We start from the raw sequence: 21,006 nt of genomic DNA on the forward strand, positions 1-21,006 counted from the left end.
TCGATGTCGTCCGCCCGCCCACGGCCTTGCGCGTCCACGGTTGCCTGTTTCCTCCGTCGGGGCACGCGGCGCCTTCCCCCTCCAAGGCGCCCGGGTCTCGGTCACACAGTGCGCGACCTCGGGACCTTCCCTCGGGGCCGGGCGCACCGGATCGCTCACACTAACCGTCCCTTTCGCCGCCGGACGACGACGGTGACCCATTCCACGTCCCTACAGCTGGGCAATTCGCCCATTTCCCGGTGGAGGGCTCACGGCCCTGGAGCGGCCTTGGTGCCCGCTTTACTCACAGGTGTCCTCAGCTGCCGTGTTCCCCCGAAACGTCGGTGGAGGAGAAACCGTGACGGCGGGATCGCGAAATGGACCCGGATACGAATCCCCGTACGACCCCTCACGTGGGCCGTTGTCCTCCACCACCACCGGTGTGTCCGTACGCAGCCGCTCGAACAGCCGCTTTGCCGCGGGCTCCACGAGTTGGTCGCGATTGGCGTCGTAGGCGTACGACTCCCGGGGGACGGTCAGGAATTGCACTTGTTCCATGGGGATGTCGCGCAGGCCGCGCACGAGTGCGTACAAACCACGCAAGTTCGCCAGTTCCGGGTCGGTGGTGAGGGACGACGTGGCCGCGTCCAGCACGGGATACAGCTTCGCCGGATTCAGCAGGACGTCATTGCTGCGCACCTTGTTGACGAGTGCCCCGAGGAAACGCTGCTGCCGCTCCATCCGCTCGGTGTCGCTGCCGTCGCCCAGGGTCTTGCGGGCCCGCACATAGCCCAGGGCCTGCTCTCCGTCGAGCGTCACGCGCCCGGCGGGCAGCCGCAGCTTGGCTGCCCGGTCGTCGATCGGCTGCCGCAGGCACACCTCGACGCCGTCGACCGCGTCGACCATCTCCTTGAAGCCGTGGAAGTCGACGACGACGTGGTGGTCGACGCGGATGTCGGTCAGCTTCTCCGCGGTCCGGATGGTGCAGGCCGAGCCGCCGAGCTGGAAGGCCTGGTTGAACATGGCGAACCGGGGTGCGCTGCGGGATCCGTCCGGACGCCGGCAGCCCGGCAGGTCCACCATCAGGTCCCGGGGGATGGAGACGGCGGTGGCGTTGTCCCGGCCGGCGGACAGGTGCAGCAGGATCGTGGTGTCGGACCGCTCGGTGCCGGAGTCCCGCCCGTAGCGGGCGTTGTCGCTCCCCTCACGCGAGTCCGACCCGATCAGCAGGATGTTCCGGGCGTCCTTGACCAGGGAGGTGGGCCGCTCGCGGTCGTAGCGCGCGAGTTCGGCGGCGGCCGCCTCGTCGGGGGTGATGTTCCCGCTGAGCTTCGCGTACACGGCCCAGCCGATCCCCCCGGCGGCCACGAGCAGCCCCGTGACCCCGAACGCCGTGATCCGCACCCACCGCCGCCGGCGCCGCCGCACGAGCCCCCGCCCACTGGCGGACGCCCCCGCGCCCGGACCGACCCTGTAGCCCACGGCAGCAACCACCCCTCCTGACGTAGGAACGCCCCGCGCGCACTGCTCCTACGACCATGGCGCGGATGGCGGGCGGGGGAGGGGTGGGGATGGGCCGTCCGGGGGAGGGCCCGTGCGGGGGAGGGTCCGTACGGGAGGGGTCCGGCTACCGGCCTGCGGTGCCGCGGGCGATCGTCGTGACCCGCTCGCTCTCCACCCGCTTGTCCAGCACCCCGGCCCCGGCCTGCTCCAGATGCCGGCACAGCACCACGGAGCCTCCCGTGGCCAGGGGCGCGTACAGCCCCGCGTTCAGCCCGTCCCACGTGTCGTACGGCAGCCCCGACAGGATCCGCGACCCCGGCCCGGTCAGGCCCAGCGCCGTCGCCTCGGCCCGGGCCCGCTCGACCACCTCGGCCCCGCTGAACTCCCGCCCGGCCACGATCAGCGCGGGCCCCTCCGGATCCACGGGTGCGTACGGCACGAACCGGTCGCCCTGCCCCGGGACTTCCACCGCGTAGTCGGTGAACCCCTCGGGAGTCTGCGGAAACCGCCCGCCGAGCGGCCGCAGCGCCATCGCGATCCGCACGCCGGAGCAGGCCCGTGCCTCCTCCAGCCGGTCCGGCCCGCTCACCACGACATCGGCCGCCCGGGCATCCCCGGACACGTCCGCCACGACGCCCACCGACGCACACGCCAGCAGCCACACCGCCGTCTGCCAGTGCGCGGGCAGCAGCAGTGCCACCCGGTCGCCGGGCTCGGCGGACAGCTCGTCCTGGAGGAGGTTGGCGGTCTTGGCCACCCAGTTGGCGAAGGTGGCCACGGACAGTTCGACACGTTCGCCCGTGGCGTCGTCGTAGAAGGTCACCAGCGGACGTCCCGGATCCGCGGCGAGCGCGGAACCCAGCAGGTCGGCGGGGGTGCGATCGGTGGCGTTCATCCGCGCAAGCGTACGCGGCGCACGCCCTCGCGCCCAGCGGCCCGGCCTCCGCCCCGCCGGGGAGCCGCCACCGGTTCGGCCGAACCCGGCCGACAATCCGTCACATCCCAAATGGACAGACTTATATGACTATGTCCAAGATCAGGGGCATGCGTGGATTCCTTGCTTCCTCGATCGGTGTCACCTGTGCGGCCGCTCTGGCCCTTCCCCTCACCCCTCCCGCCCTCGCGGCGACGGCGAGACCGGTGCCGGCCACGGATGCCGCGACGACGGCGAGACCCGCGCCCCACGCGGGGACCCCGGCCACGACCCCGGCCGGCCGGCACGCGGCCGAACCGTACGCCGCGGGCAGCACCCAGTCCCTCCCCCTCGAACCCCTCACCCGCGACCGCGCCACTCCCTCCGCCCCCTCCTCCGCCGAACAGGGCCTGTCCCGCCGGGCCGTACGTCACTTCTCCCTTGTGGGTGTCGTCTGGGACGACCCGGCCACCGAACTGCACGGCCGCGTCCAGGTCCGCACCCGCGCCGCCGGCACCGGCACCTGGTCGGGCTGGCAGGACGTGGAGACCCACAACGCCGACCACGCCGCCGACCCGGACACCCCCGAGCGGGCCTCGGGCCGCGTCCGCGGTGCCACGGCCCCGCTGTGGGTGGGCGACTCCGACGGCGTCGAACTCCGGGTCCGCTCCGAGCCCGACCACTCGGCGGAGCAGTCCCCGGACGCCCGCCGTCTGCCCGCGGCGCCCCCGCTGCCCTCCGGCCTCCGCCTCGAACTCGTCGACCCCGGCGAGGACAGCGACCTCCTCGGCGCCGAGGAGGGCCCCCGTGCCGTCGGCGCCCCGAACGCCGAGACCTCCGCCCTGACCGAAGCCTCCGCTGCCAACGCCGACCTCGCCCCGTTCGGAGCCACCGAGATCACGGCACTGAGCCGCACCCGGACCGAGCAGGAGTACCTCGCACTCAACCCCGGCGGGCTGACGGAACAGCAGCGGCAGGCCAAGCCGTACGTCGGGCCGCGCCCGGGTATCGTCACGCGGCGCGGCTGGGGGGCGGACGAGGGGTTGCGGGAGAGCGGCTTCCGGTACACGAAGAAGGTCAAGGCGGCCTTCGTGCACCACACGGCGAGCGGCAACAACTACCGCTGCTCGCAGGTCCCGTCACTCATCCGCAGTATCTACCGCTACCACGTCAAGAGCATGGGGTGGCGGGACATCGGCTACAACTTCCTCATCGACAAGTGCGGAAAGATCTACGAGGGCCGCGCCGGGGGCGTGGCGAAACCGGTCCTCGGCGCGCACACCCTGGGTTTCAACAGCAACAGCATGGGGATCGCCGTCCTCGGGTCGTACGGTGCCACGAAGCCGTCGAAGTCGGCGGTCAAGGCCGTCGCCCGGCTGACCGCCTGGAAGCTGGGGCTGTACCGGATGAACCCGAAGGGGAAGACATACCTGAAGTCGGCCGGCAGCAATCTCCACCGGAAGGGTAAGAAGGTACGGCTGAACGTGATCTCGGGGCACCGGGACGGCTTCGCGACCGAGTGCCCGGGACGCAAGCTCTACGGAAAGCTCGGCTCGGCCCGCTCCAAGGCGGCCCGCTACCAGGGCCGCTGAGTACACGTTCGACCGCCGTCGGGGGGCATGCGGGGACGCGGGACGCAATGCCGCACGGCCAGCGAAGGCGCCACGGAACGGTCTGCATACACTGACCGGCCGAAAGACAGTTCGGCCGGTCCCGGCAGGAAGCAGAGACGACACGTGACAGAAGCGATCCTCCTGGTCGGCGGCAAGGGCACGCGGCTGCGCCCGCTCACGGTGCACACGCCCAAGCCCATGGTCCCGGCGGCCGGGGTGCCCTTCCTCACGCACCAGCTGGCGAGAGCGAGAGCGGCGGGCGTCGAGCACATCGTCCTGGCCACGTCCTATCTGGCCGAAGTGTTCGAGCCGTACTTCGGTGACGGCTCCGCGCTGGGGCTCCACCTCGAATACGTCACCGAGGAGGAGCCGCTCGGCACGGGCGGCGCCATCCGCAACGTGGCCTCACGGCTGCACTCCGGCCCCGACGACCCGGTCCTGATCTTCAACGGGGACATCCTGACGGGCCTCGACATCCGGGCCCTGGTCGACACCCACGCGTCGTCGGGCGCCGACGTCTCCCTGCACCTGACGAAGGTCACCGACCCGCGGGCGTACGGTCTGGTCCCCACCGACGAGACGGGCAGGGTGCTGGCGTTCCTGGAGAAGCCGCAGACCCCCGAGGAGATCGTCACCGACCAGATCAACGCGGGGGCCTACGTCTTCCGCCGTTCGGTCATCGACTCCATTCCGCTCGGCAGGCCGGTGTCGGTGGAACGCGAGACCTTCCCGGGGCTGCTGTCGGCCGGTGCCCACCTCCAGGGCATGGTCGACTCGACGTACTGGCTGGACCTCGGCACCCCGGCGGCCTTCGTCCGGGGCTCGGCGGATCTGGTCCTGGGCCGGGCCCCGTCACCCGCCGTCCCCGGCCGCTGCGGAGACCGTCTGGTCCTGCCGACGGCCCAGGTCGCCTCCGACGCCAAGCTGGCGGGCGGCACGGTGGTGGGCGAGGGGGCGTTCGTCGCGGAGGGGGCGCGGATCTTCGGCAGCACGATCCTGCCCGGCGCGGTCATCGAACCGGGCGCGGTCATCACCGACTCCCTCATCGGCACCCGGGCCCGCGTCGGCCAACGCTCGGTCCTCACGGGCACGGTCATAGGCGACGGCGCGGTGATCGGCCCCGACAACGAACTCCTCCAGGGCGCCCGCATATGGTGCGACGCCCGCATCCCGGCAGGAGCGGTCCGCTTCTCGTCGGACCAGTAGGACGGGAGGGGGCCGCCGCTGCGGGCACGCGTAGCCGCCTAGCTGCGGGCAATCGTGCCGCTAAGGGCGGCACGGGTGGGCGCAGCGGCACCCCGCGCCGCCGGGCTGCGGCCTCACCCGCCCCCAGCACTACGCCGAGCACCTCAACCCGACAGTTCACAACCGCCCGATATCCCACCGAGGCATCTTCGGCGCCCGCCGCGCCGGCACCCTCCCGCTCAGCAGAATCAACCGAGCCGCCCGGTGCCGCTGCCCCGCATACGGCTCCAGCAGCTCCAGCATCGCCGCATCATCCGCATCCCGGTCCCCGGCCAGTGCCCACCCCACGATTCCGGGCAGATGCAGATCCCCCACCGTCACCTCGTCCGCCGCCCCGTGACTGCGCTGCACCGTCTCCGCGGAGGTCCACGGCCCGACCCCCGGCACCAGCTCCAGCCGAGCCCGGGCCGCCCCGGGCTCCATCCCCACCGCCTGCTCCAGCCGCGCAGCGACCCGCACGGCACGCAGGATCGTCGACGCCCGCTTGTTGTCGACCCCGGCCCGGTGCCACTCCCACGACGGAATCAGCGCCCACGTCCGCGGCTCCGGCATCACGTACATGCGCGCGGGTGCGGGCCCCGGCGCCGGTTCCCCGAACTTCCGGACCAGCAGCCGCCACGCCCGGTACGCCTCGTCGGTGGTGACCTTCTGCTCCAGGATCGACGGGATCAACGACTCCAGCACGAGCCCGCTCCGGGTCAGCCGCAACCCCGGCCGCCGGTGCCGGGCCGACGCCAGCAGCCGGTGCCGCGGCACGAACGCCGACGGGTCGTCCGCGGCCCCGAGCAGCTCCGGCAGCCCCTCCAGCAGCCACTCCGCCCCCGGCCCCCAGGCCTCCCCGCGCACCCCACCGCCGTACGAGCACACCCGGAGCGTCCCGGGCCCGGCCGGGGTGAGGCTGGTCCGCCACACGGAACCGTCCGGCGTCGCCCGGAACGTCGGATCCCCGGGCCCGCGCCGCAACGGCCCGAGCACCAGGCCGAGATCCAGCGGCCCGTCCGGCACCCACGTGCGCACCCGCCCCGGCCCCGTCGCCTGCCGCGGCACGCCCGGGGGCACGGCGACCTGCCCGCCGCGCACGGTCGTGCGCGTGGGCCGCTGAGCGAACCGTCCTGCCATGAATGACGTCCCTGGATCCTGAAGGAGCAGCCCTACGAGCGTAGGCGCCGCCCGGCACCTGTCACCGCACCTCGATGAACGCCCCCGCGTCCCGCCCGGGCCGCGGCCGCGGTTCCCCGGCCGGATGCCCGACCGCCACCGCCCCCATCGGATCCCAGTCCGCGGGCAGCTCCAGCACCTCGCGCACCACGCCCCGGCAGAACATCGTCGACGACACCCAGGCGGATCCCAGTCGCTCTCCGGCCAGCGCGACCAGGAAGTTCTGCACGCCGGCACCGGCGGCGACCACGAACATCTCCCGCTCGGCGCCGTCCCGCCGGGGATCGCCGTAGGTGTGGGAGCCGTCCATGACCAGGCAGGGGACGACGAGGCAGGGCGCGTTGCGCAGCACGTCCCCGCGTCGGACCCGCCTGGCGATGGACTCCTCGCTCTTGCCGTCCCGCCGCAGATCGGCGATCCAGGCGTCCCGCATGGCGTCGAGCAGCCGGATGCGCGACTCCTGCGACTCCAGCAGCACGAACCGCCACGGCGTGGTGTGGTGCGGCGCCGGAGCGGTGACCGCCGCGGCCACGGCCCGCCGTACGGCACCCGCGTCGACGGGCTCGTCGGTGAAGGACCGGACCGTGCGCCGCTGGGTCACGGCCTGCCGGACCGCCTCCGAGGTGCCGAGGCGGAACATGTCGTCCCGCGCGCCGCGGACCATGGCCCGCGCTCCCTCGCCGTCCTCGCCCTGTGCCACCAGGTGCGCGAGCCCGCGCACCACCGCGACGGGCCGCCCCGCGGCCTTGCCCTTGACCAGGTCACCCGCGGCGGCGAGCTCGTCGGCCGTGGCGACGACGGTGGCGCTGAGCGGATTGCCGTACGCGTCCGTGCCGCCGCGCAGATCGTCGAGCACGCGCACTCCGGCGGCCCCGATCGCGACGTCCGTGAGTCCGGCGCGCCAGGGCCGGCCGAAGGTGTCGGTGACGACGACGCCCACGTCGACGCCGAGGGCGTCGCGCAGTCCGTCGCGGATGGCACGGGCGGACCCGTCCGGGTCCTCGGGCAGCAACAGCACCGTCCCGGACGGGGTGTTGGACGCGTCGACACCGGCCGCGGCCATGATCAGGCCCTGCCGGTTCTCCACGATCCGCAGGGCGCCGCGCCGGGCCACCACCCGGACCGTCTCCGCGTCGATCGCGGCCTCCCGGTCGGCGGCCCGCACGACCCGGCCCTCCGCCTTGGACACGATCTTCGAGGTGACGAGCAGCACGTCCCCGTCGGCCAGGCCGGGCTCGGCGTCCGCGATCAGCTTGGCCAGGTCGTCCCCGGCCGTGACCTCCGGTATCCCGCCCAGGGCCCACACCCGGTACCCGGCGGCTCCTTGCGTCCCGCCGCTCATGCCCCCCGCACCTCCTCGGCCAGTGCCAGCGCCTCCCGGGCCATCCGCGCGGTCGCGTCGGCGTCGCTCATCATCAGCGGCACGGCCCGGCAGCGGATCCCTGCCGCCTCGACCCGGTCCACCGCTGCGGCGTCCACCGAGTCCACGAGCCAGCCGTCCAGCAGACCCGAGCCGTAGTGCTCGGCCACCGCCGTCGCGGTCGACTCGACGCCCACGGCGGCGAGCACCTTGTCGGCCATGCCCCGCACGGGTGCGTCGCCGACGATGGGGGAGAGGCCGACGACCGGCACCCCGGCGTCGGCGATCGCCTCCCGGATGCCGGGCACGGCGAGGATCGTGCCGATCGAAACGACCGGGTTGGACGGCGGGAAGAGGATCACGTCCGCCTCGGCGATGGCCTCCAGGACGCCCGGCGCGGGCTTCGCCTGGTCGGCGCCGACCGGCACGACGGCCCGGGCGGGCACCGAGGCGCGCAGCCGCACCCAGTACTCCTGGAAGTGGATCGCCTTGGTCTCGCCGTCGATCTCGACGGCCACGTGCGTCTCGACGCGGTCGTCGGACATGGGGATCAGCCGCACCCCCGGCTTCCAGCGGTCGCACAGCGCCTGCGTCACCGCGCTCAGCGGGTATCCGGCGCCGATCATCTGCGTCCGCACGATGTGGGTGGCGAAGTCCCGGTCGCCCAGACCGAACCACTCGGGCCCGACGCCGTACGCCGCGAGCTCCTCCTTGAGGTGGAAGGTCTCGTCGGCGCGCCCCCAGCCCTGCTCCTCGTTGATGCCGCCGCCGAGCGTGTACATCACCGTGTCGAGGTCCGGGCAGACCTTCAGCCCGAAGAGGTGGATGTCGTCCCCGGTGTTGCCGATGACCGTGATCTCCGCGTCCGGGACGGCCCGCTTCAGACCACGCAGGAACCGGGCACCGCCGATGCCGCCTGCCAGAACCACAATGCGCATGGGCGACAGTCTTGCAGGCGGCTACGACATCCGGGTCAGGCAGTCAGGGCACCCGGGACGGTTCGGGCCTCGCAGTGCGGGGCGGTGTGCATCGGCATCTCGGTGAGGCCCGGGTAGTAGACGTGCAGGCTCACCGCCGGCTCCAGCGCGTCGTTGACGACTTCGTGCACGTACCCCGGCGCGAACACGCGCTGCGCGCCCGCCCGCAAGGCGCGCGTGCCCCGCTCCGTGCGCTCGGTCAGCGTGCCGTCCAGCACGGTCAGCACACCGGAGGAGCGGCCGTGGTCGTGCAGCCCGCTGCCCTGCCCGGGGACCCAGGACAGCAGCCACACCTCGTAGCCGGGGCCGGTGCGCAGCCGGTGGTACCAGCGGGTGGTGGCGTCGTAGCGGACCAGGTGTTCCCACTGGGAGCGGTCCTCGGCGAGGGAACGGGCCAGGCCGACGAACTCGGCGACCGTGGCCGGGTGCTCGCGGGGGGTCTGGAGGAGGTGCGTGACTTCGAGGATGTCGCCGGCGATCTGGAGGTCGCTGTCGCTGTTCATGGGATGCGTGGTTCCTCAGTGAAAGAAGGTCAGAGGGAACGGGAGCCGAGCCATGGGTGACTCGGCCTTCAGCTGGAGCGGGTGTGGCTCAACAGCTGGGACAGCAACAGCTACAGCGAGCGCGGGCAGCACCGTGGGACCCGGTGGTGCGGGTCGAGGTGAGTGCCAAGTTCGCGAGCATGCCCACAAGGACACCGGTTCACACCTTCACTGTCAACTCGACACCCGGTATGTGGGATGTGGTTCACCTCATCCGGTCGATCGCTCAGATGAAAGGTTTGTTCATGGCCCGCCCGGGACACATGGCGTCCAACCGGGCGCACAAACCCCGTTGCGTAGTCGTGATCCGACTGTGATCCGTTTCGCTTCGACGTGCGTGTCGGAACGAGATCGAACTCCTGGGCGTCCTTCTCTGCAGAGGTCCGCGAGGGGTCCGGCGGAACGTGTGGGCCCTCGTGGACTCCGCCCGTGTGTCAGGTTTTATGGTGATTTGAACACTTTCCGCATGGGCTTGGTTCCGCAGAGTGAATAAGGGGCTCAATAGCAGATCTCGGCTTGACTCGCCCGGAGCAGCACACTTGTAATTTCACTCGTGTCGTTCAGCCGGAATCGGTAACGGCTAGATCACGGGGACGCGAAGACAGACGAGGGGCGCACATGACCGAGACGGTGCAGCAACTGCTGGTCGACGACGCGGACGAGGAACTCGGCTGGCAGGAGCGCGCGCTGTGCGCCCAGACCGACCCCGAGTCCTTCTTCCCCGAGAAGGGCGGCTCCACCAGGGAGGCCAAGAAGGTCTGCCTCGCCTGCGAGGTCCGCTCCGAGTGCCTCGAGTACGCCCTCGCCAACGACGAGCGGTTCGGCATCTGGGGCGGCCTGTCCGAGCGGGAGCGCCGCCGGCTGAAGAAGGCGGCCGTCTGACCCCACCCCTCTGCGTGAACGGCCCGTCGTCCGTGGGTTATCCACAGGCGGCGGGCCGTCTTCCGTGCAGCCGATAGTGTGGTCGCTCGTCCGAGACGCCCCACCGCCCCCTGAGGGCGCGGGCGTCCACCGCAGTCCACCGAACCGGGGCCCGTACCTCGATGTCCGTGCACAGCCACTCGGCAGCCCATCACGACGCCGCTGCCACACCTGAGTTCCCGCGTCATGTGGTGACCGCGGTCCTCGTCTCCCACGACGGCGCCCGCTGGCTGCCCGACGCGCTCGCCGGGCTGCTCGGCCAGGAGCGCCCCGTCCAGTACGCGATGGGCGCCGACACCGGCAGCGCGGACGCCTCCGCCCAGCTGGTCACCGACGCCCTCGGCGCCGACCGCGTGCTGCACCTCGCCCGCCGCACCGGCTTCGGCCAGGCCGTCGAGGAGTGCGGCCGCACCGCCCCGGTCCTCACCCCGGACGAGCTGCCGTACCTGAAGCGCCCCAGCGGCTGGGACCCTGTCACGCGCTCGTGGCGCGACGACGCCTACGACCTGCCCGAGCTGCCGCACGGCGAGCCGGTGCAGTGGCTGTGGCTGCTGCACGACGACTGCGCCCCGGACCCGGACGCCCTGGCCCAGCTGCTGCGGGTCGTGGACAACGAGTACGAGCTGGGCCGCGAGGACGTGGCCGTCGTGGGACCCAAGCTCCGCGGCTGGTACGACCGGCGGCAGTTGCTGGAGGTCGGCGTCTCCATCGCCAACTCCGGCCGCCGCTGGACCGGCCTCGACCGCCGCGAGCAGGACCAGGGCCAGCACGACCACGTCCGGACCGTGCTCTCGGTGTCCACCGCCGGCATGCTCGTGCGCCGCGACGTCTTCGAGCAGCTCGGCGGATTCGACCGCCACCTGCCCCTCATGCGCGACGACGTCGACCTGTGCTGGCGCGCGCACGCAGCCGGTTACCGCGTCCTGGTCGCCCCCGAGGCGGTCGTCCGGCACGCCGAGGCGTCCAGCCGCGAGCGCCGCACGGTCGACTGCATGGGCCGCACGGCCGCCTCCCCGCACAAGGTCGACAAGGCCGGCGCGGTCTACACCCTGCTCGTCAACTCGCGCACGGCCGTACTCCCCTGGGTGATGCTGCGGATCGTGCTCGGCACCCTGCTGCGGACCGTCGCCTACCTGGTCGGCAAGGTCCCCGGACAGGCCGTCGACGAGATCCGCGGCCTGCTGGGCACGCTGCTCCGGCCCGAGCGGATCCTCGCCGGGCGGCGTGGCAGAGGCGCACCACAGATCGACAAGGGCGAGCTGCGGGCACTGTTCCCGCCGCCCGGCGCGACCGTCCGCGTCACCGTCGAGCAGGTCGCGAGCAGCCTCGTCGGCCGCTCCGACCCGGAGGTCGCCGCCGGCGCGGGACGGCACGGCGGCGCCGTCGAGTCGGGCCCGGGCGGCGATGACGCCGACTTCCTGGAGATCGAGCAGTTCGCCCGGCTCAAGCGCATCGCGCGCAAGCCCGGCCCGGTGCTCTTCCTGGTGCTGCTGCTCGTCTCCCTGGTCGCCTGCCGTCAGCTCCTCGGCGGCGGCGCGCTCGCGGGCGGCGCCCTGCTGCCCGCCCCGGCCGACTCCGCAGAGCTGTGGTCGCGCTACCTGGACGCCTGGCATCCGGTCGGCGCCGGCGGCACCTCGTCCGCGCCGCCGTACATCGCGCTCGTGGCGATGCTGGCGTCCCTGCTGTTCGGTTCGACCGGCCTCGCCGTCACGGTCCTGCTCGTCGGCTCGGTGCCCCTGGCCGGAGTCGCCGCCTACTTCGCCTCCCGCCCGCTCGTGGAGTCCCGGCTGCTGCGCGCCTGGGCGGCCGTCGTCTACGCCTTCCTGCCCGCCGCCACCGGTGCCCTCGCCGGCGGCCGCATCGGCACCGCCGTCCTGGCCGTGCTGCTGCCGCTCATCGCCCGCGCGGGCATCGCGGCCGGCGGCCTGACGAACTCCGCCGGAGCTCGCGGCAGCTGGCGCGCCACCTGGGCGTACGCGCTGCTGCTGACCATCACCACCGCCTTCACGCCGATCGTGTGGCCCATCGCGCTGCTCCTCGGCATCGGACTGCTGGTGCTGCGCCGGAGCGACATCACGGCCTACGGGCTGCGGTTCCTCGCCCAGCTCGGCACCCCCCTGCTGCTCCTCGCGCCCTGGTCGCTGACGCTGCTCCCGTTCGGCTTCCTCAAGGAAGCAGGCCTGGACTACGGCCCCTCGGCCGCCTCCGCCCTCGACCTGCTCGGCGCCAGCCCGGGCGGCCCCGGCACCGTCAGCGGCCTCATGGTCATCGGCATCGTCCTGGCCGCCCTCGCCGCCCTGGTGCGCTCGGAACGCCAGTCGGGCATCTGGACGGCCTGGGCGGTCGCCCTGACCGGCTTCGTCTTCGCGGTCCTGTCCAACGGCTCCACCTGGGCCGGCCCGGCGACCCTCGTCTACGGCATCGCCCTGCTGGCCGCCGCCGCGCTCGGCGCCGACGGTGCCCGCGCGCGGGTGGCCGAGCAGAGCTTCGGCTGGCGCCAGCCGGTCGCCGTGCTGATCGCCTTCGCCTCGGCCGCAGGCCCGCTGCTCATCGCCGCCGGCTGGATGATCCGGGGCGCCGACGGCCCGCTGGAGCGGCGCGACCCCACCCAGGTCCCGGCATTCGTCGCGGAGGAGAGCGGCACCCGCGACCAGGCCCGCACCCTCGTCCTCGACAGCGACTCCGGCGCCCACGTCGGCTACATGCTGGTCCGCGGCTCGGGCGCCCGCCTCGGCGACGGCGAGATCGCCGCCGCCGACGGGGAGAACAGCAGGCTCGACAAGGTCGTCGCCAACCTGGTCGCCGGTTCCGGCGCCGACCAGGCCGGCCAGCTCGGCGGCTTCGCCGTGCGCTACGTCCTCGTCCACCAGGGCGCGCCCCGGGAGGTCACCCGCGTCCTCGACGCCACGCCCGGCCTGACCCGCCTCAGCCAGCAGGACGGCGGCGCCCTGTGGCGCGTCAACCGTGAGGTCGCGCGCGCCACCATCACCCCCGCCTCCGGATCCGCCGGCGCCCCGCAGCCCGTCGCCGCCGGACCGGTCGACATCCACACGACGATCCCGCCCGGCGCGGACGGACGCGTGCTGCGCCTCGCCGACTCCGCCTCCGACGGCTGGTCCGCCACGCTCGACGGCAAGCCGCTGACCCCCACCACGGTCGACGGCTGGGCCCAGGGCTTCGAACTGCCCGCCACCGGCGGCAGGCTGGACGTCACCCACGACGACCCGATCGGCCACACGGCCTGGCTGTGGGCCCAGGGCCTGCTCGCCGTCGTCCTGGTGGTGCTCGCCCTGCCCGGCCGGCGCGGCGACATCGACGACGACCTCCCCGAGGAGCCTGCCGTCCCGGCCCAGGCCGTCGCCGGGGAGGGCCGTCGCGCCCGGCGCCTGCGCGCCCAGGCGGAGGCCGAGTCCGAGGCCGAAGAGAGCGCGGGCCCCGAGGAGTTCCCGCCCCCGCAGCAGCCGCCGGTGGCCGTGCCCCAGCAGCAGAACCAGGGTGAGTGGGACAACGCCGCCCACCAGGGCGGCCAGTACGCGAACTACGGCGACCAGTACCAGAACGCCCAGTACCCCGCGGACGCCTACGGGCAGCAGTACCAGCCGGACCCCTACCAGGCCGGCCAGTACGACCCGTACGCCTACGGGGGACAGGGCCAGAACCCGCCGTACGAACAGCAGGGCTACGACCAGCAGGGCTACGACCAGGCCTACCAGCAGGGCTATGGCACGCCCCACGACCCGGCGCAGCAGCACCACCCCCACGGCACGGGCAGTGAGCGTCCCGACGGGAGCCAGCAGTGAACCGCACCACCCTGTCCCTGATCGCAGGCACGACCGCGCTCGCCGCCGTCACCGGCTTCGCCGTGCTGTCCGCTCCGGACGCCCCGGGCACGGACACCGCCGGCAAGGCGGCCGCCCAACTGCCCGTTGAGCGCACGAGCCTGCTGTGCCCGGCGCCCAGCACGTCCGACCTCGCCGAGACGTCCTACACCTCCTTCACGCCCGTCACGAAGGGCACCGGGAGTGGCGGCAGGGCCGAACTGCGGGCGGCCGCCGAGGAGTCGGCGGACGCGCCGGCCGACGGCAAGGACGAAGGCAGGGGCAAGGACGACGGGAAGTCCGGCAAGGACAAGCCCGCGGAACCGGTGCTGACTCCCAAGGAGCCCGGCAAGCCGGTCACCGGCGACAGCTCCGGCGGCGATGCGCCCGCCCTCGTCGGGACCGCGGACGGCAGGTTCGCGCCCGGCTGGACCGTCCAGGAGACGACCGAGGTCGCCGCGGGGACGGGCCGAGGCCTGCAGGGCGTCAACTGCACCGCTCCGGACACCGACTTCTGGTTCCCCGGAGTCAGCACGGACGCCGACCGCACCGACTACGTCCACCTGACCAACCCCGACGACTCGGCCGCCGTGGTCGACATCGAGCTCTACGGCAAGGACGGCGCCCTGAAGTCCGCGGTGGGGGAGGGCATCACGGTCCCGCCGCGCTCCAGCGAGCCGGTCCTGCTGTCCACCCTCACCGACGAGCGGCAGACCGACCTCACCGTGCACGTCAACGTCCGCAGCGGGCGCGTGGGCGCCGCCGTGCAGGCCCTGGACGACAAGCTCGGCGGTGACTGGCTGGCCGCGTCCGCCGACCCGTCGGGCAGCCTGGTCCTGCCCGGCATCCCCAAGGACGCCACCTCCGTGCGCCTGGTCGCCTTCACCCCCGCCGACGCCGACGCGGACCTGAAGGTGCGGCTGGCCTCCCCCTCCGGACTGATCACGCCGGCCGGTCACGAGACCGTGCACGTCAAGGGCGGCATGACGACCGCCGTCGACCTCGGCGACGTCACCCGCGGTGAGGCGGGCTCCCTGGTCCTGACGCCGACGGACCGGTCCGTGCCGGTCGTGGCGGCCCTGCGGGTCGTACGGGGCAAGGGCGACAAGCAGGAGACGGCGTTCATCCCCGCCAGCCGTCCCGTCGGCACGCGCGCGTCGTCCGCGGACAACAGCGGCAAGGACAGCACCCTGTCCCTGACGGCCCCCGACGCCGCCGCGACGGTCAAGGTCACCGCCTCGGCCGGCAGCGAGGGCGGGACCCCGGTGTCGAAGACGTACACGATCAAGGCCGGCACCACCCAGGACATCGAACCCCCGGTCCCCGGCGGTCTGAAGGGCACCTACGCGCTCACGGTCGAGCCGGTCTCCGGCGGCCCGGTCTACGGGGCCCGCACCCTGGCGGCGACCGAGGGCGGCGTTCCCGCCTTCACCGTGCAGACACTGCCGGACGACCGAGGCACGGTGGCCGTCCCGGAGGCGGACGAGGACCTGTCGGTGCTCCAGAAGTAGGCGGCCGGACCGGGGTCCGGCTCAGCCCTGGTCCTCGCCGTAGCGCGGATCCACCGTCTCCGGCGTCAGCCCGAGGAGCTCGGCGACCTGCTCGACGACGACCTCGTGCACCAGCGCAGCCCGCTCGTCGCGGCCCTTGGTGCGGATCTCGACCGGCCGCCGGTAGACGACCACGCGCGCGGGGCGGCCCTCGCGTGCACTGATCGTGCCGCCGAGCGGAACCGCCTCGTCGTTCCAGGCCTGGCCCGGCCCGTCGAGCCGCGGCACCTCCAGGACCAGGAAGTCGATGTCGGCGAGCTGCGGCCACCGGCGCTCCAGGCGCTCCACGGAGTCCTGCACCAGGTCGGCGAACGCCTCCGCGCGGCTCGCGGCGAGCGGCACCTGCGGCGGTGCGATGGGGCCGCGCATGCCCCGTCCGTGTCGATCACGACGGCGGGGCCCGGGGGCGGCGGCACGGGGCGGTACAGGCTTGTCCATCACTGGTGAAGGGTAGTCCCCGCCGCGCCCCCGCGCCTGGCACCGCACGGCGGCACGGGCGGCTTCCGGCCGCGCCCCACGGCATGTCGTTACATGACCATTCAAGCCAAGGTTGGGCTCAAATCCGTATCCCGCCGAGACCGGCGACCTCACGGCAATTGAGGGTTTTGTGATGACTGTTGACCGCTTGGGGCACCGTCCGGCACTCCGGACAGCGATGTCCCGGCAGGTCAGCGCGGTGTGCCCAAAAGGGGGTGTGGGGCGCTTCACAGCACGACACGGTGGGGTGACCTGGTGGAGAGTCGTCGCGGCCCGCTCAAGAGTGCGGTACCGTCCAACATCGTGAGCCCTGTACGTCGCTGTTCGCGCACCGCCTGCGGCCGTCCCGCCGTCGCGACGCTGACGTACGTCTACGCCGACTCGACCGCGGTCCTCGGCCCGCTCGCCACCTACGCCGAACCCCACTGCTACGACCTGTGCGCCGAGCACTCCGAGCGCCTCACCGCCCCGCGCGGCTGGGAGGTCGTCCGGCTCCTCGACGGCTCGGCTCCGGCCCGGCCCAGCGGCGACGACCTGGAAGCGCTTGCGAACGCCGTGCGCGAGGCGGCCCGACCCCAGGAGCGGGCGGCCGAGGCCGGCGGCGGAGGCCGCGGGGCCGACCCGAGGGAGGTCGCGCGACGCGGCCATCTGCGGGTCCTGCGGTCGCCCGACAACTGACCCCTTCCCGGTTTCTCGGCACACGCACCCTTGACACCCGGTCCCGGACTGGATGCTGCCCTGACCTGAGGTTACGGCTGGGGGTCCTCCTGGCATCCGCCCGGCGCGCTGTCGGCGGGCGAGGGTAGTTTGGGCGGACCGACAGTACTTTTTCAGGAAGGTTGGCCGTGGCTGCTGATCTGTCGCAGGTCGTGAAGGCGTACGACGTACGCGGAGTCGTCCCCGACCAGTGGGACGAGTCCCTGGCCGAGCTCTTCGGAGCGGCCTTCGTGCGGGTCACCGGCGCGAGCGCCATCACGACCGGGCACGACATGCGGCCCTCCTCACCGGGCCTGTCGCGTGCCTTCGCGCGCGGGGCGGCCGCCCTGGGCGCCGACGTGACGGAGATCGGCCTCTGCTCGACCGACCAGCTGTACTACGCCTCGGGCGCGCTGAACCTGCCCGGCGCCATGTTCACCGCCTCCCACAACCCGGCCCAGTACAACGGCATCAAGATGTGCCGCTCGGGCGCCGCCCCGGTCGGCCAGGACACCGGCCTGGCACAGATCCGTGAACTGGTGGAGGCCTGGAGCGAGTCGGGTGCCCCCGAGCCGGCCGCGCAGGCGGGCACGATCACCGGCCGTGACACGCTGTCGGACTACGCGGCCCATCTGCGCTCCCTGGTCGACCTGACCTCCATCCGCCCCCTGAAGGTCGTGGTCGACGCGGGCAACGGCATGGGCGGGCACACCGTCCCCGAGGTCTTCGCCGGCCTGCCGCTGACACCGGTCCCGATGTACTTCGAGCTCGACGGCACCTTCCCCAACCACGAGGCCAACCCCCTCGACCCGGCCAACCTCGTCGACCTGCAGAAGCGGGTCCGCGAGGAGGGGGCCGACCTGGGCCTCGCCTTCGACGGCGACGCCGACCGCTGCTTCGTCGTCGACGAGCGCGGCGAACCGGTCTCCCCGTCGGCCATCACCGCCCTCGTCGCCTCCCGCGAACTGGCCCGGCACGGCGGCAAGGGCACCATCATCCACAACCTGATCACGTCCTGGTCGGTCCCCGAGGTCGTCGAGGAGAACGGCGGCAGCCCGGTCCGCACGCGCGTCGGCCACTCCTTCATCAAGGCCGAGATGGCCCGTACCGGCGCGATCTTCGGCGGCGAGCACTCAGCGCACTACTACTTCCGCGACTTCTGGAACGCCGACACGGGCATGCTGGCCGCCCTCCACGTCCTGGCGGCCCTCGGCGGCCAGGACGGCCCCCTCTCCGCCCTCGTGGCCCAGTACGACCGCTACGCCGGCTCCGGCGAGATCAACTCCACCGTCGCCGACCAGCAGGCCAGCCTCGCCGCGATCCGCTCCGCGTACGGCACCCGCGAGGACGTCACCCTCGACGAGCTCGACGGCCTCACGGTCTCCGCCGCCGACTGGTGGTTCAACGTCCGCCCCTCCAACACGGAACCGCTGCTGCGCCTGAACGCGGAGGCGAGGGACGCCGAGACGATGGCCCGGGTGCGCGACGAAGTGCTGGGGATCATCAGGAGCTGAGGCCCCACCCCCACCGGCGGTAACCTGACCAGGCACGACCTCACGCGCCCGCACCTCGGAGGAATCCCTCATGGCCCTCGAATCCGGCCTCCTCGACATCCTCGCCTGCCCGGCCTGCCACGCCCCCCTCAAGGAGCAGGAAGCCGAACTGATCTGCACCGACGGCAGCTGCGGCCTGGCCTACCCCGTCCGCGACGGCATCCCCGTCCTGCTCGTCGACGAGGCCCGCCGCCCCGCGTGACCGGCGGGGGCGCACGCACCCCCGCGCAACCACGGTGCACATAGCCCCCGGCACAGCGGGCACGATCCAGGACACCGACAACGGACCCCGGCGATGGGAAGCTGCCGCCCATGCTCGACGAATCGCTGCTCGACTCCCCGGAGGGCCTCGCCGAGGCCGACCACCGCGGACTGCTCCGCGGCGCCGCAGAAGCCGGCGCCCGTGTCCGCACCGCCGCCCGCCACGCCGCCGAGGCGGGCGTGGGCGACCTCAAGCCGGACGGCCGCCCCCGCGCGGTCCTCATCGCCGGCCCGGGTGCCGCCGCCACCCACGCCGCCGACCTCATCGGCACGCTCGCCGGCGCCGGCAGCCCGGTCACCCGCCTCGCCCCCACCGGCGTCGCCCCCGCCGCCGGTGCCTTGCGCTGGGAACTGCCCGGCTGGGTCGGCTCCGTCGACCTCCTGCTGATCACCACCCCAGACGGCACCGAACCGGGCCTGTCCCTCCTCGCCGAGCAGGCCTACCGCCGGGGCTGCACCGTCGTCGCCGTGGCCCCCGCCCGCACCCCGCTCGCCGATGCCGTCGCCGGCGTGCACGGCCTGTTCGTCCCCATGGCCACCGCCCCGTACGACCAGGACGAGCCCCTCGCCGCGTCCGCACCCGGCGTCCTGTGGGCCCTGCTCACCCCGCTGCTCGCGCTCCTGGACCGCACCGGCGTGCTCGCCGCCCCGCCCGACGCCCTCGGCAAGGTCGCCGACCGCCTCGACCGCGTCGCCGAACGCTGCGGCCCGGCCATCGCCACGTACAGCAACGCCGCCAAGACCCTCGCCGCCGAACTCGCCGACGCACTCCCGGTCGTCTGGACCGAGGGCATCTCGGCGGGCCCGGCCGGCCGCCGCTTCGCGGCCGCCCTGGCCGAACTGTCCGGAACCCCCGCGGTCGTCGCCGAACTCCCCGAGGCGCTCGCCGCCCACGGCGCCCTGCTCGCGGGACCACTGGCCGCCAGCGCCGACCCCGACGACTTCTTCCGCGACCGCGTCGAGGAACCACCCGCCCTGCACGCGCGCGTGGTCCTGCTCCGCGACCGCCCCATCGGCGGCCTCACCGCCGCCCCCGGCGCCCGCGACCTCGCCCTCAGCCACGACACACCGATCAGCGAGCTGGAACCGGAGGCCGGCGACGAACTGGAGACCCTCGCGGAACTGATCGCCATCACGGATTTCGCCGCGGTTTACCTGGCGCTCGCTTCGAGGGCCTGATCTTGCCCGGGACACCCTGAAGCGCCCGCACCCCAGCACACCCAGAGAGAAACGCCATGGACCGCCTCGACAACACCATCCGCCCCTACGCCTGGGGTTCCCCGACCGCCATCCCGCAGCTGCTCGGCGTCGAACCGACCGGCGAACCGCAGGCGGAGATGTGGATGGGCGCCCACCCCGGCGCGCCCTCGCGCACCGACCGGGGCACACTCGTCGAGGTCGTCGGCGCCGACCCCGAGAAGGAACTCGGAGCAGCCGCCGTCGACAGGTTCGGCCCCCGGCTGCCCTTCCTGCTCAAGCTCCTCGCCGCGGGCGCCCCGCTCTCCCTCCAGGTCCACCCCGACCTCGACCAGGCGAAGGAGGGCTACGCGGACGAGGAACGCCGGGGCATCCCCGTGGACGCCCCGCACCGCAACTACAAGGACGCCAACCACAAGCCCGAACTGATCTGCGCCCTCACCGAGTTCGACGGCCTGTGCGGCTTCCGCGCCCCGCTGGAGGCAGCGGCCCTCCTCGACGACCTCGGAGTCGACTCCCTCAAGCCCTACGTCGACCTGCTGCACGCCCACCCCGAAGACGCCGCCCTGCGCGAGGTCCTCACGGCGATCCTCACCGCCGACCCCGACGAGATGTCCCGCACCGTCGCGGAAGTGGCCGCCGCCTGCGACCGCCTCGGCGGCGCCTACGCCCCCTACGCCGACATCGCCCACCACTACCCGGGCGACCCCGGTGTCATCGCCGCGATGCTGCTGAACCACGTCCGGCTCCAGCCCGGCGAGGCCCTCTACCTCGGGGCCGGCATCCCGCACGCCTACCTGAACGGCCTCGGCGTGGAGATCATGGCCAACTCCGACAACGTCCTGCGCTGCGGCCTGACCCCCAAGCACGTCGACGTCCCCGAACTCCTGCGCATCGTCCGCTTCCTCCCCAGCGACCCCGGCGTCCTGCGCCCCGAGGCCTCTCCGGACGGCGAGGAGGTCTACGAGACCCCCATCGACGAGTTCCGCCTCTCCCGCTACGTCCTGCCCGAAGCCGGTGCCGCCCACGATCTCACCCGCCCGACCCCCCAGATCCTGCTCTGCACGGCCGGTACGGTCCGCGTCGGCGAGCACCAGCTGACCCCCGGCGCGTCCGTCTTCGTCCCGGCCGACGAAAAGGCCGAAGTATCCGGAACGGGAACGCTTTTCCGGGCCACCGTCATCGCCTGACCGTTTCGACGCCCCCCGTGGTGGTGACCTGAGACACCGCGGCCGGAACGGGC

17 protein-coding genes are annotated in these 21,006 nt (G+C 73.2%); 10 read left to right on the forward strand and 7 right to left on the reverse strand.

Annotated elements, in window-relative coordinates:
• Positions 1–279: 279 nt before the first annotated feature.
• Together GTY56_RS08110 and GTY56_RS08115 are read right to left on the reverse strand one after the other, a co-directional pair.
• Positions 280–1,473, reverse strand: a complete 1,194-nt coding sequence (locus tag GTY56_RS08110) for an LCP family glycopolymer transferase (RefSeq protein WP_161363952.1) — start codon at positions 1,471–1,473, stop codon at positions 280–282.
• Between the two features lie 133 nt (positions 1,474–1,606).
• Entirely contained in the window at positions 1,607–2,377 is a 771-nt protein-coding gene (locus GTY56_RS08115) for a TIGR03089 family protein (RefSeq protein WP_161363953.1), read from the reverse strand.
• A gap of 149 nt (positions 2,378–2,526) precedes the next feature.
• On the opposite strand from GTY56_RS08115, the gene GTY56_RS08120 reads away from it, so the two are divergent.
• Complete coding sequence (locus GTY56_RS08120) at positions 2,527–3,987, forward strand: peptidoglycan recognition protein family protein (RefSeq protein WP_161363956.1); 1,461 nt, start codon at positions 2,527–2,529, stop codon at positions 3,985–3,987.
• Between the two features lie 144 nt (positions 3,988–4,131).
• The gene (gene manB / locus GTY56_RS08125; protein WP_161363958.1) at positions 4,132–5,214 is read left to right on the forward strand and encodes a mannose-1-phosphate guanylyltransferase; all 1,083 of its coding nucleotides are present in this window, start codon (positions 4,132–4,134) and stop codon (positions 5,212–5,214) included.
• A 156-nt stretch (positions 5,215–5,370) separates the two neighbouring features.
• Here the strand turns inward: manB and GTY56_RS08130 are convergent, their stop codons facing one another.
• The 4 genes from GTY56_RS08130 to GTY56_RS08145 form a co-directional block, all read right to left on the reverse strand.
• Complete coding sequence (locus tag GTY56_RS08130; protein ID WP_161363960.1) at positions 5,371–6,372, reverse strand: DNA-3-methyladenine glycosylase family protein; 1,002 nt, start codon at positions 6,370–6,372, stop codon at positions 5,371–5,373.
• Between the two features lie 61 nt (positions 6,373–6,433).
• Positions 6,434–7,753, reverse strand: coding sequence for a coenzyme F420-0:L-glutamate ligase (locus GTY56_RS08135; protein ID WP_161363961.1), 1,320 nt, complete (start codon positions 7,751–7,753; stop codon positions 6,434–6,436).
• Positions 7,750–8,709 (reverse strand): 2-phospho-L-lactate transferase, encoded by a 960-nt coding sequence (cofD, locus tag GTY56_RS08140; RefSeq protein WP_161363963.1) that lies wholly within the window; start codon positions 8,707–8,709, stop codon positions 7,750–7,752. The genes GTY56_RS08135 and cofD overlap by 4 nt, the downstream gene beginning before the upstream one ends.
• A gap of 35 nt (positions 8,710–8,744) precedes the next feature.
• Complete coding sequence (locus GTY56_RS08145) at positions 8,745–9,251, reverse strand: cysteine dioxygenase (protein ID WP_161363965.1); 507 nt, start codon at positions 9,249–9,251, stop codon at positions 8,745–8,747.
• A 657-nt stretch (positions 9,252–9,908) separates the two neighbouring features.
• Here GTY56_RS08145 and GTY56_RS08150 point away from each other — a divergent pair.
• The 3 genes from GTY56_RS08150 (at position 9,909) to GTY56_RS08160 (ending at position 15,540) form a co-directional block, all read left to right on the forward strand.
• Positions 9,909–10,172 (forward strand): WhiB family transcriptional regulator, encoded by a 264-nt coding sequence (locus tag GTY56_RS08150; protein ID WP_010034659.1) that lies wholly within the window; start codon positions 9,909–9,911, stop codon positions 10,170–10,172.
• Between the two features lie 161 nt (positions 10,173–10,333).
• Positions 10,334–14,011 (forward strand): glycosyltransferase family 2 protein, encoded by a 3,678-nt coding sequence (locus tag GTY56_RS08155; protein ID WP_161363967.1) that lies wholly within the window; start codon positions 10,334–10,336, stop codon positions 14,009–14,011.
• On the forward strand, positions 14,008–15,540 hold the full coding sequence (locus GTY56_RS08160; protein ID WP_161363969.1) for a DUF5719 family protein: 1,533 nt from the start codon (positions 14,008–14,010) through the stop codon (positions 15,538–15,540). The genes GTY56_RS08155 and GTY56_RS08160 overlap by 4 nt, the downstream gene beginning before the upstream one ends.
• A 21-nt stretch (positions 15,541–15,561) precedes the next feature.
• On the opposite strand, the gene GTY56_RS08165 is transcribed toward GTY56_RS08160, so the two are convergent.
• On the reverse strand, positions 15,562–16,017 hold the full coding sequence (locus GTY56_RS08165) for a metallopeptidase family protein (RefSeq protein WP_106974439.1): 456 nt from the start codon (positions 16,015–16,017) through the stop codon (positions 15,562–15,564).
• Positions 16,018–16,311: 294 nt separating this feature from the next.
• On the opposite strand from GTY56_RS08165, the gene GTY56_RS08170 reads away from it, so the two are divergent.
• The 5 genes from GTY56_RS08170 to manA all read left to right on the forward strand — a co-directional run bounded on the left by GTY56_RS08170 (position 16,312) and on the right by manA (position 20,953).
• Entirely contained in the window at positions 16,312–16,734 is a 423-nt protein-coding gene (locus GTY56_RS08170) for a DUF3499 family protein (RefSeq protein ID WP_161363971.1), read from the forward strand.
• 167 nt (positions 16,735–16,901) lie between these two features.
• On the forward strand, positions 16,902–18,266 hold the full coding sequence (locus GTY56_RS08175) for a phosphomannomutase/phosphoglucomutase (protein ID WP_161363973.1): 1,365 nt from the start codon (positions 16,902–16,904) through the stop codon (positions 18,264–18,266).
• Between the two features lie 70 nt (positions 18,267–18,336).
• Positions 18,337–18,507 carry a Trm112 family protein gene (locus tag GTY56_RS08180; protein WP_107457154.1) on the forward strand — a complete coding sequence of 57 codons (171 nt, stop codon included), beginning with the start codon at positions 18,337–18,339 and terminating at the stop codon, positions 18,505–18,507.
• Between the two features lie 110 nt (positions 18,508–18,617).
• Positions 18,618–19,745, forward strand: a complete 1,128-nt coding sequence (locus GTY56_RS08185) for an SIS domain-containing protein (protein WP_107457155.1) — start codon at positions 18,618–18,620, stop codon at positions 19,743–19,745.
• A gap of 56 nt (positions 19,746–19,801) precedes the next feature.
• Complete coding sequence (manA, locus tag GTY56_RS08190; protein ID WP_161363975.1) at positions 19,802–20,953, forward strand: mannose-6-phosphate isomerase, class I; 1,152 nt, start codon at positions 19,802–19,804, stop codon at positions 20,951–20,953.
• Positions 20,954–21,006: the final 53 nt, after the last annotated feature.

This window comes from Streptomyces sp. SID5643 (genome assembly GCF_009872555.1).
In the GTDB taxonomy this organism is placed as follows: domain Bacteria; phylum Actinomycetota; class Actinomycetes; order Streptomycetales; family Streptomycetaceae; genus Streptomyces; species Streptomyces iakyrus.

Bases quoted from the DNA above. Each gene is read 5' to 3' on its own strand.
- GTY56_RS08115 (WP_161363953.1), bottom strand. From the start codon at position 2,377: ATGAACGCCACCGATCGCACCCCCGCCGACCTGCTGGGTTCCGCGCTC.
- GTY56_RS08120 (WP_161363956.1), top strand. From the start codon at position 2,527: ATGCGTGGATTCCTTGCTTCCTCGATCGGTGTCACCTGTGCGGCCGCT.
- GTY56_RS08130 (WP_161363960.1), bottom strand. From the start codon at position 6,372: ATGGCAGGACGGTTCGCTCAGCGGCCCACGCGCACGACCGTGCGCGGC.
- GTY56_RS08135 (WP_161363961.1), bottom strand. From the start codon at position 7,753: ATGAGCGGCGGGACGCAAGGAGCCGCCGGGTACCGGGTGTGGGCCCTG.
- cofD (WP_161363963.1), bottom strand. From the start codon at position 8,709: ATGCGCATTGTGGTTCTGGCAGGCGGCATCGGCGGTGCCCGGTTCCTG.
- GTY56_RS08145 (WP_161363965.1), bottom strand. From the start codon at position 9,251: ATGAACAGCGACAGCGACCTCCAGATCGCCGGCGACATCCTCGAAGTC.
- GTY56_RS08150 (WP_010034659.1), top strand. From the start codon at position 9,909: ATGACCGAGACGGTGCAGCAACTGCTGGTCGACGACGCGGACGAGGAA.
- GTY56_RS08155 (WP_161363967.1), top strand. From the start codon at position 10,334: ATGTCCGTGCACAGCCACTCGGCAGCCCATCACGACGCCGCTGCCACA.
- GTY56_RS08165 (WP_106974439.1), bottom strand. From the start codon at position 16,017: ATGGACAAGCCTGTACCGCCCCGTGCCGCCGCCCCCGGGCCCCGCCGT.
- GTY56_RS08180 (WP_107457154.1), top strand. From the start codon at position 18,337: ATGGCCCTCGAATCCGGCCTCCTCGACATCCTCGCCTGCCCGGCCTGC.
- GTY56_RS08185 (WP_107457155.1), top strand. From the start codon at position 18,618: ATGCTCGACGAATCGCTGCTCGACTCCCCGGAGGGCCTCGCCGAGGCC.
- manA (WP_161363975.1), top strand. From the start codon at position 19,802: ATGGACCGCCTCGACAACACCATCCGCCCCTACGCCTGGGGTTCCCCG.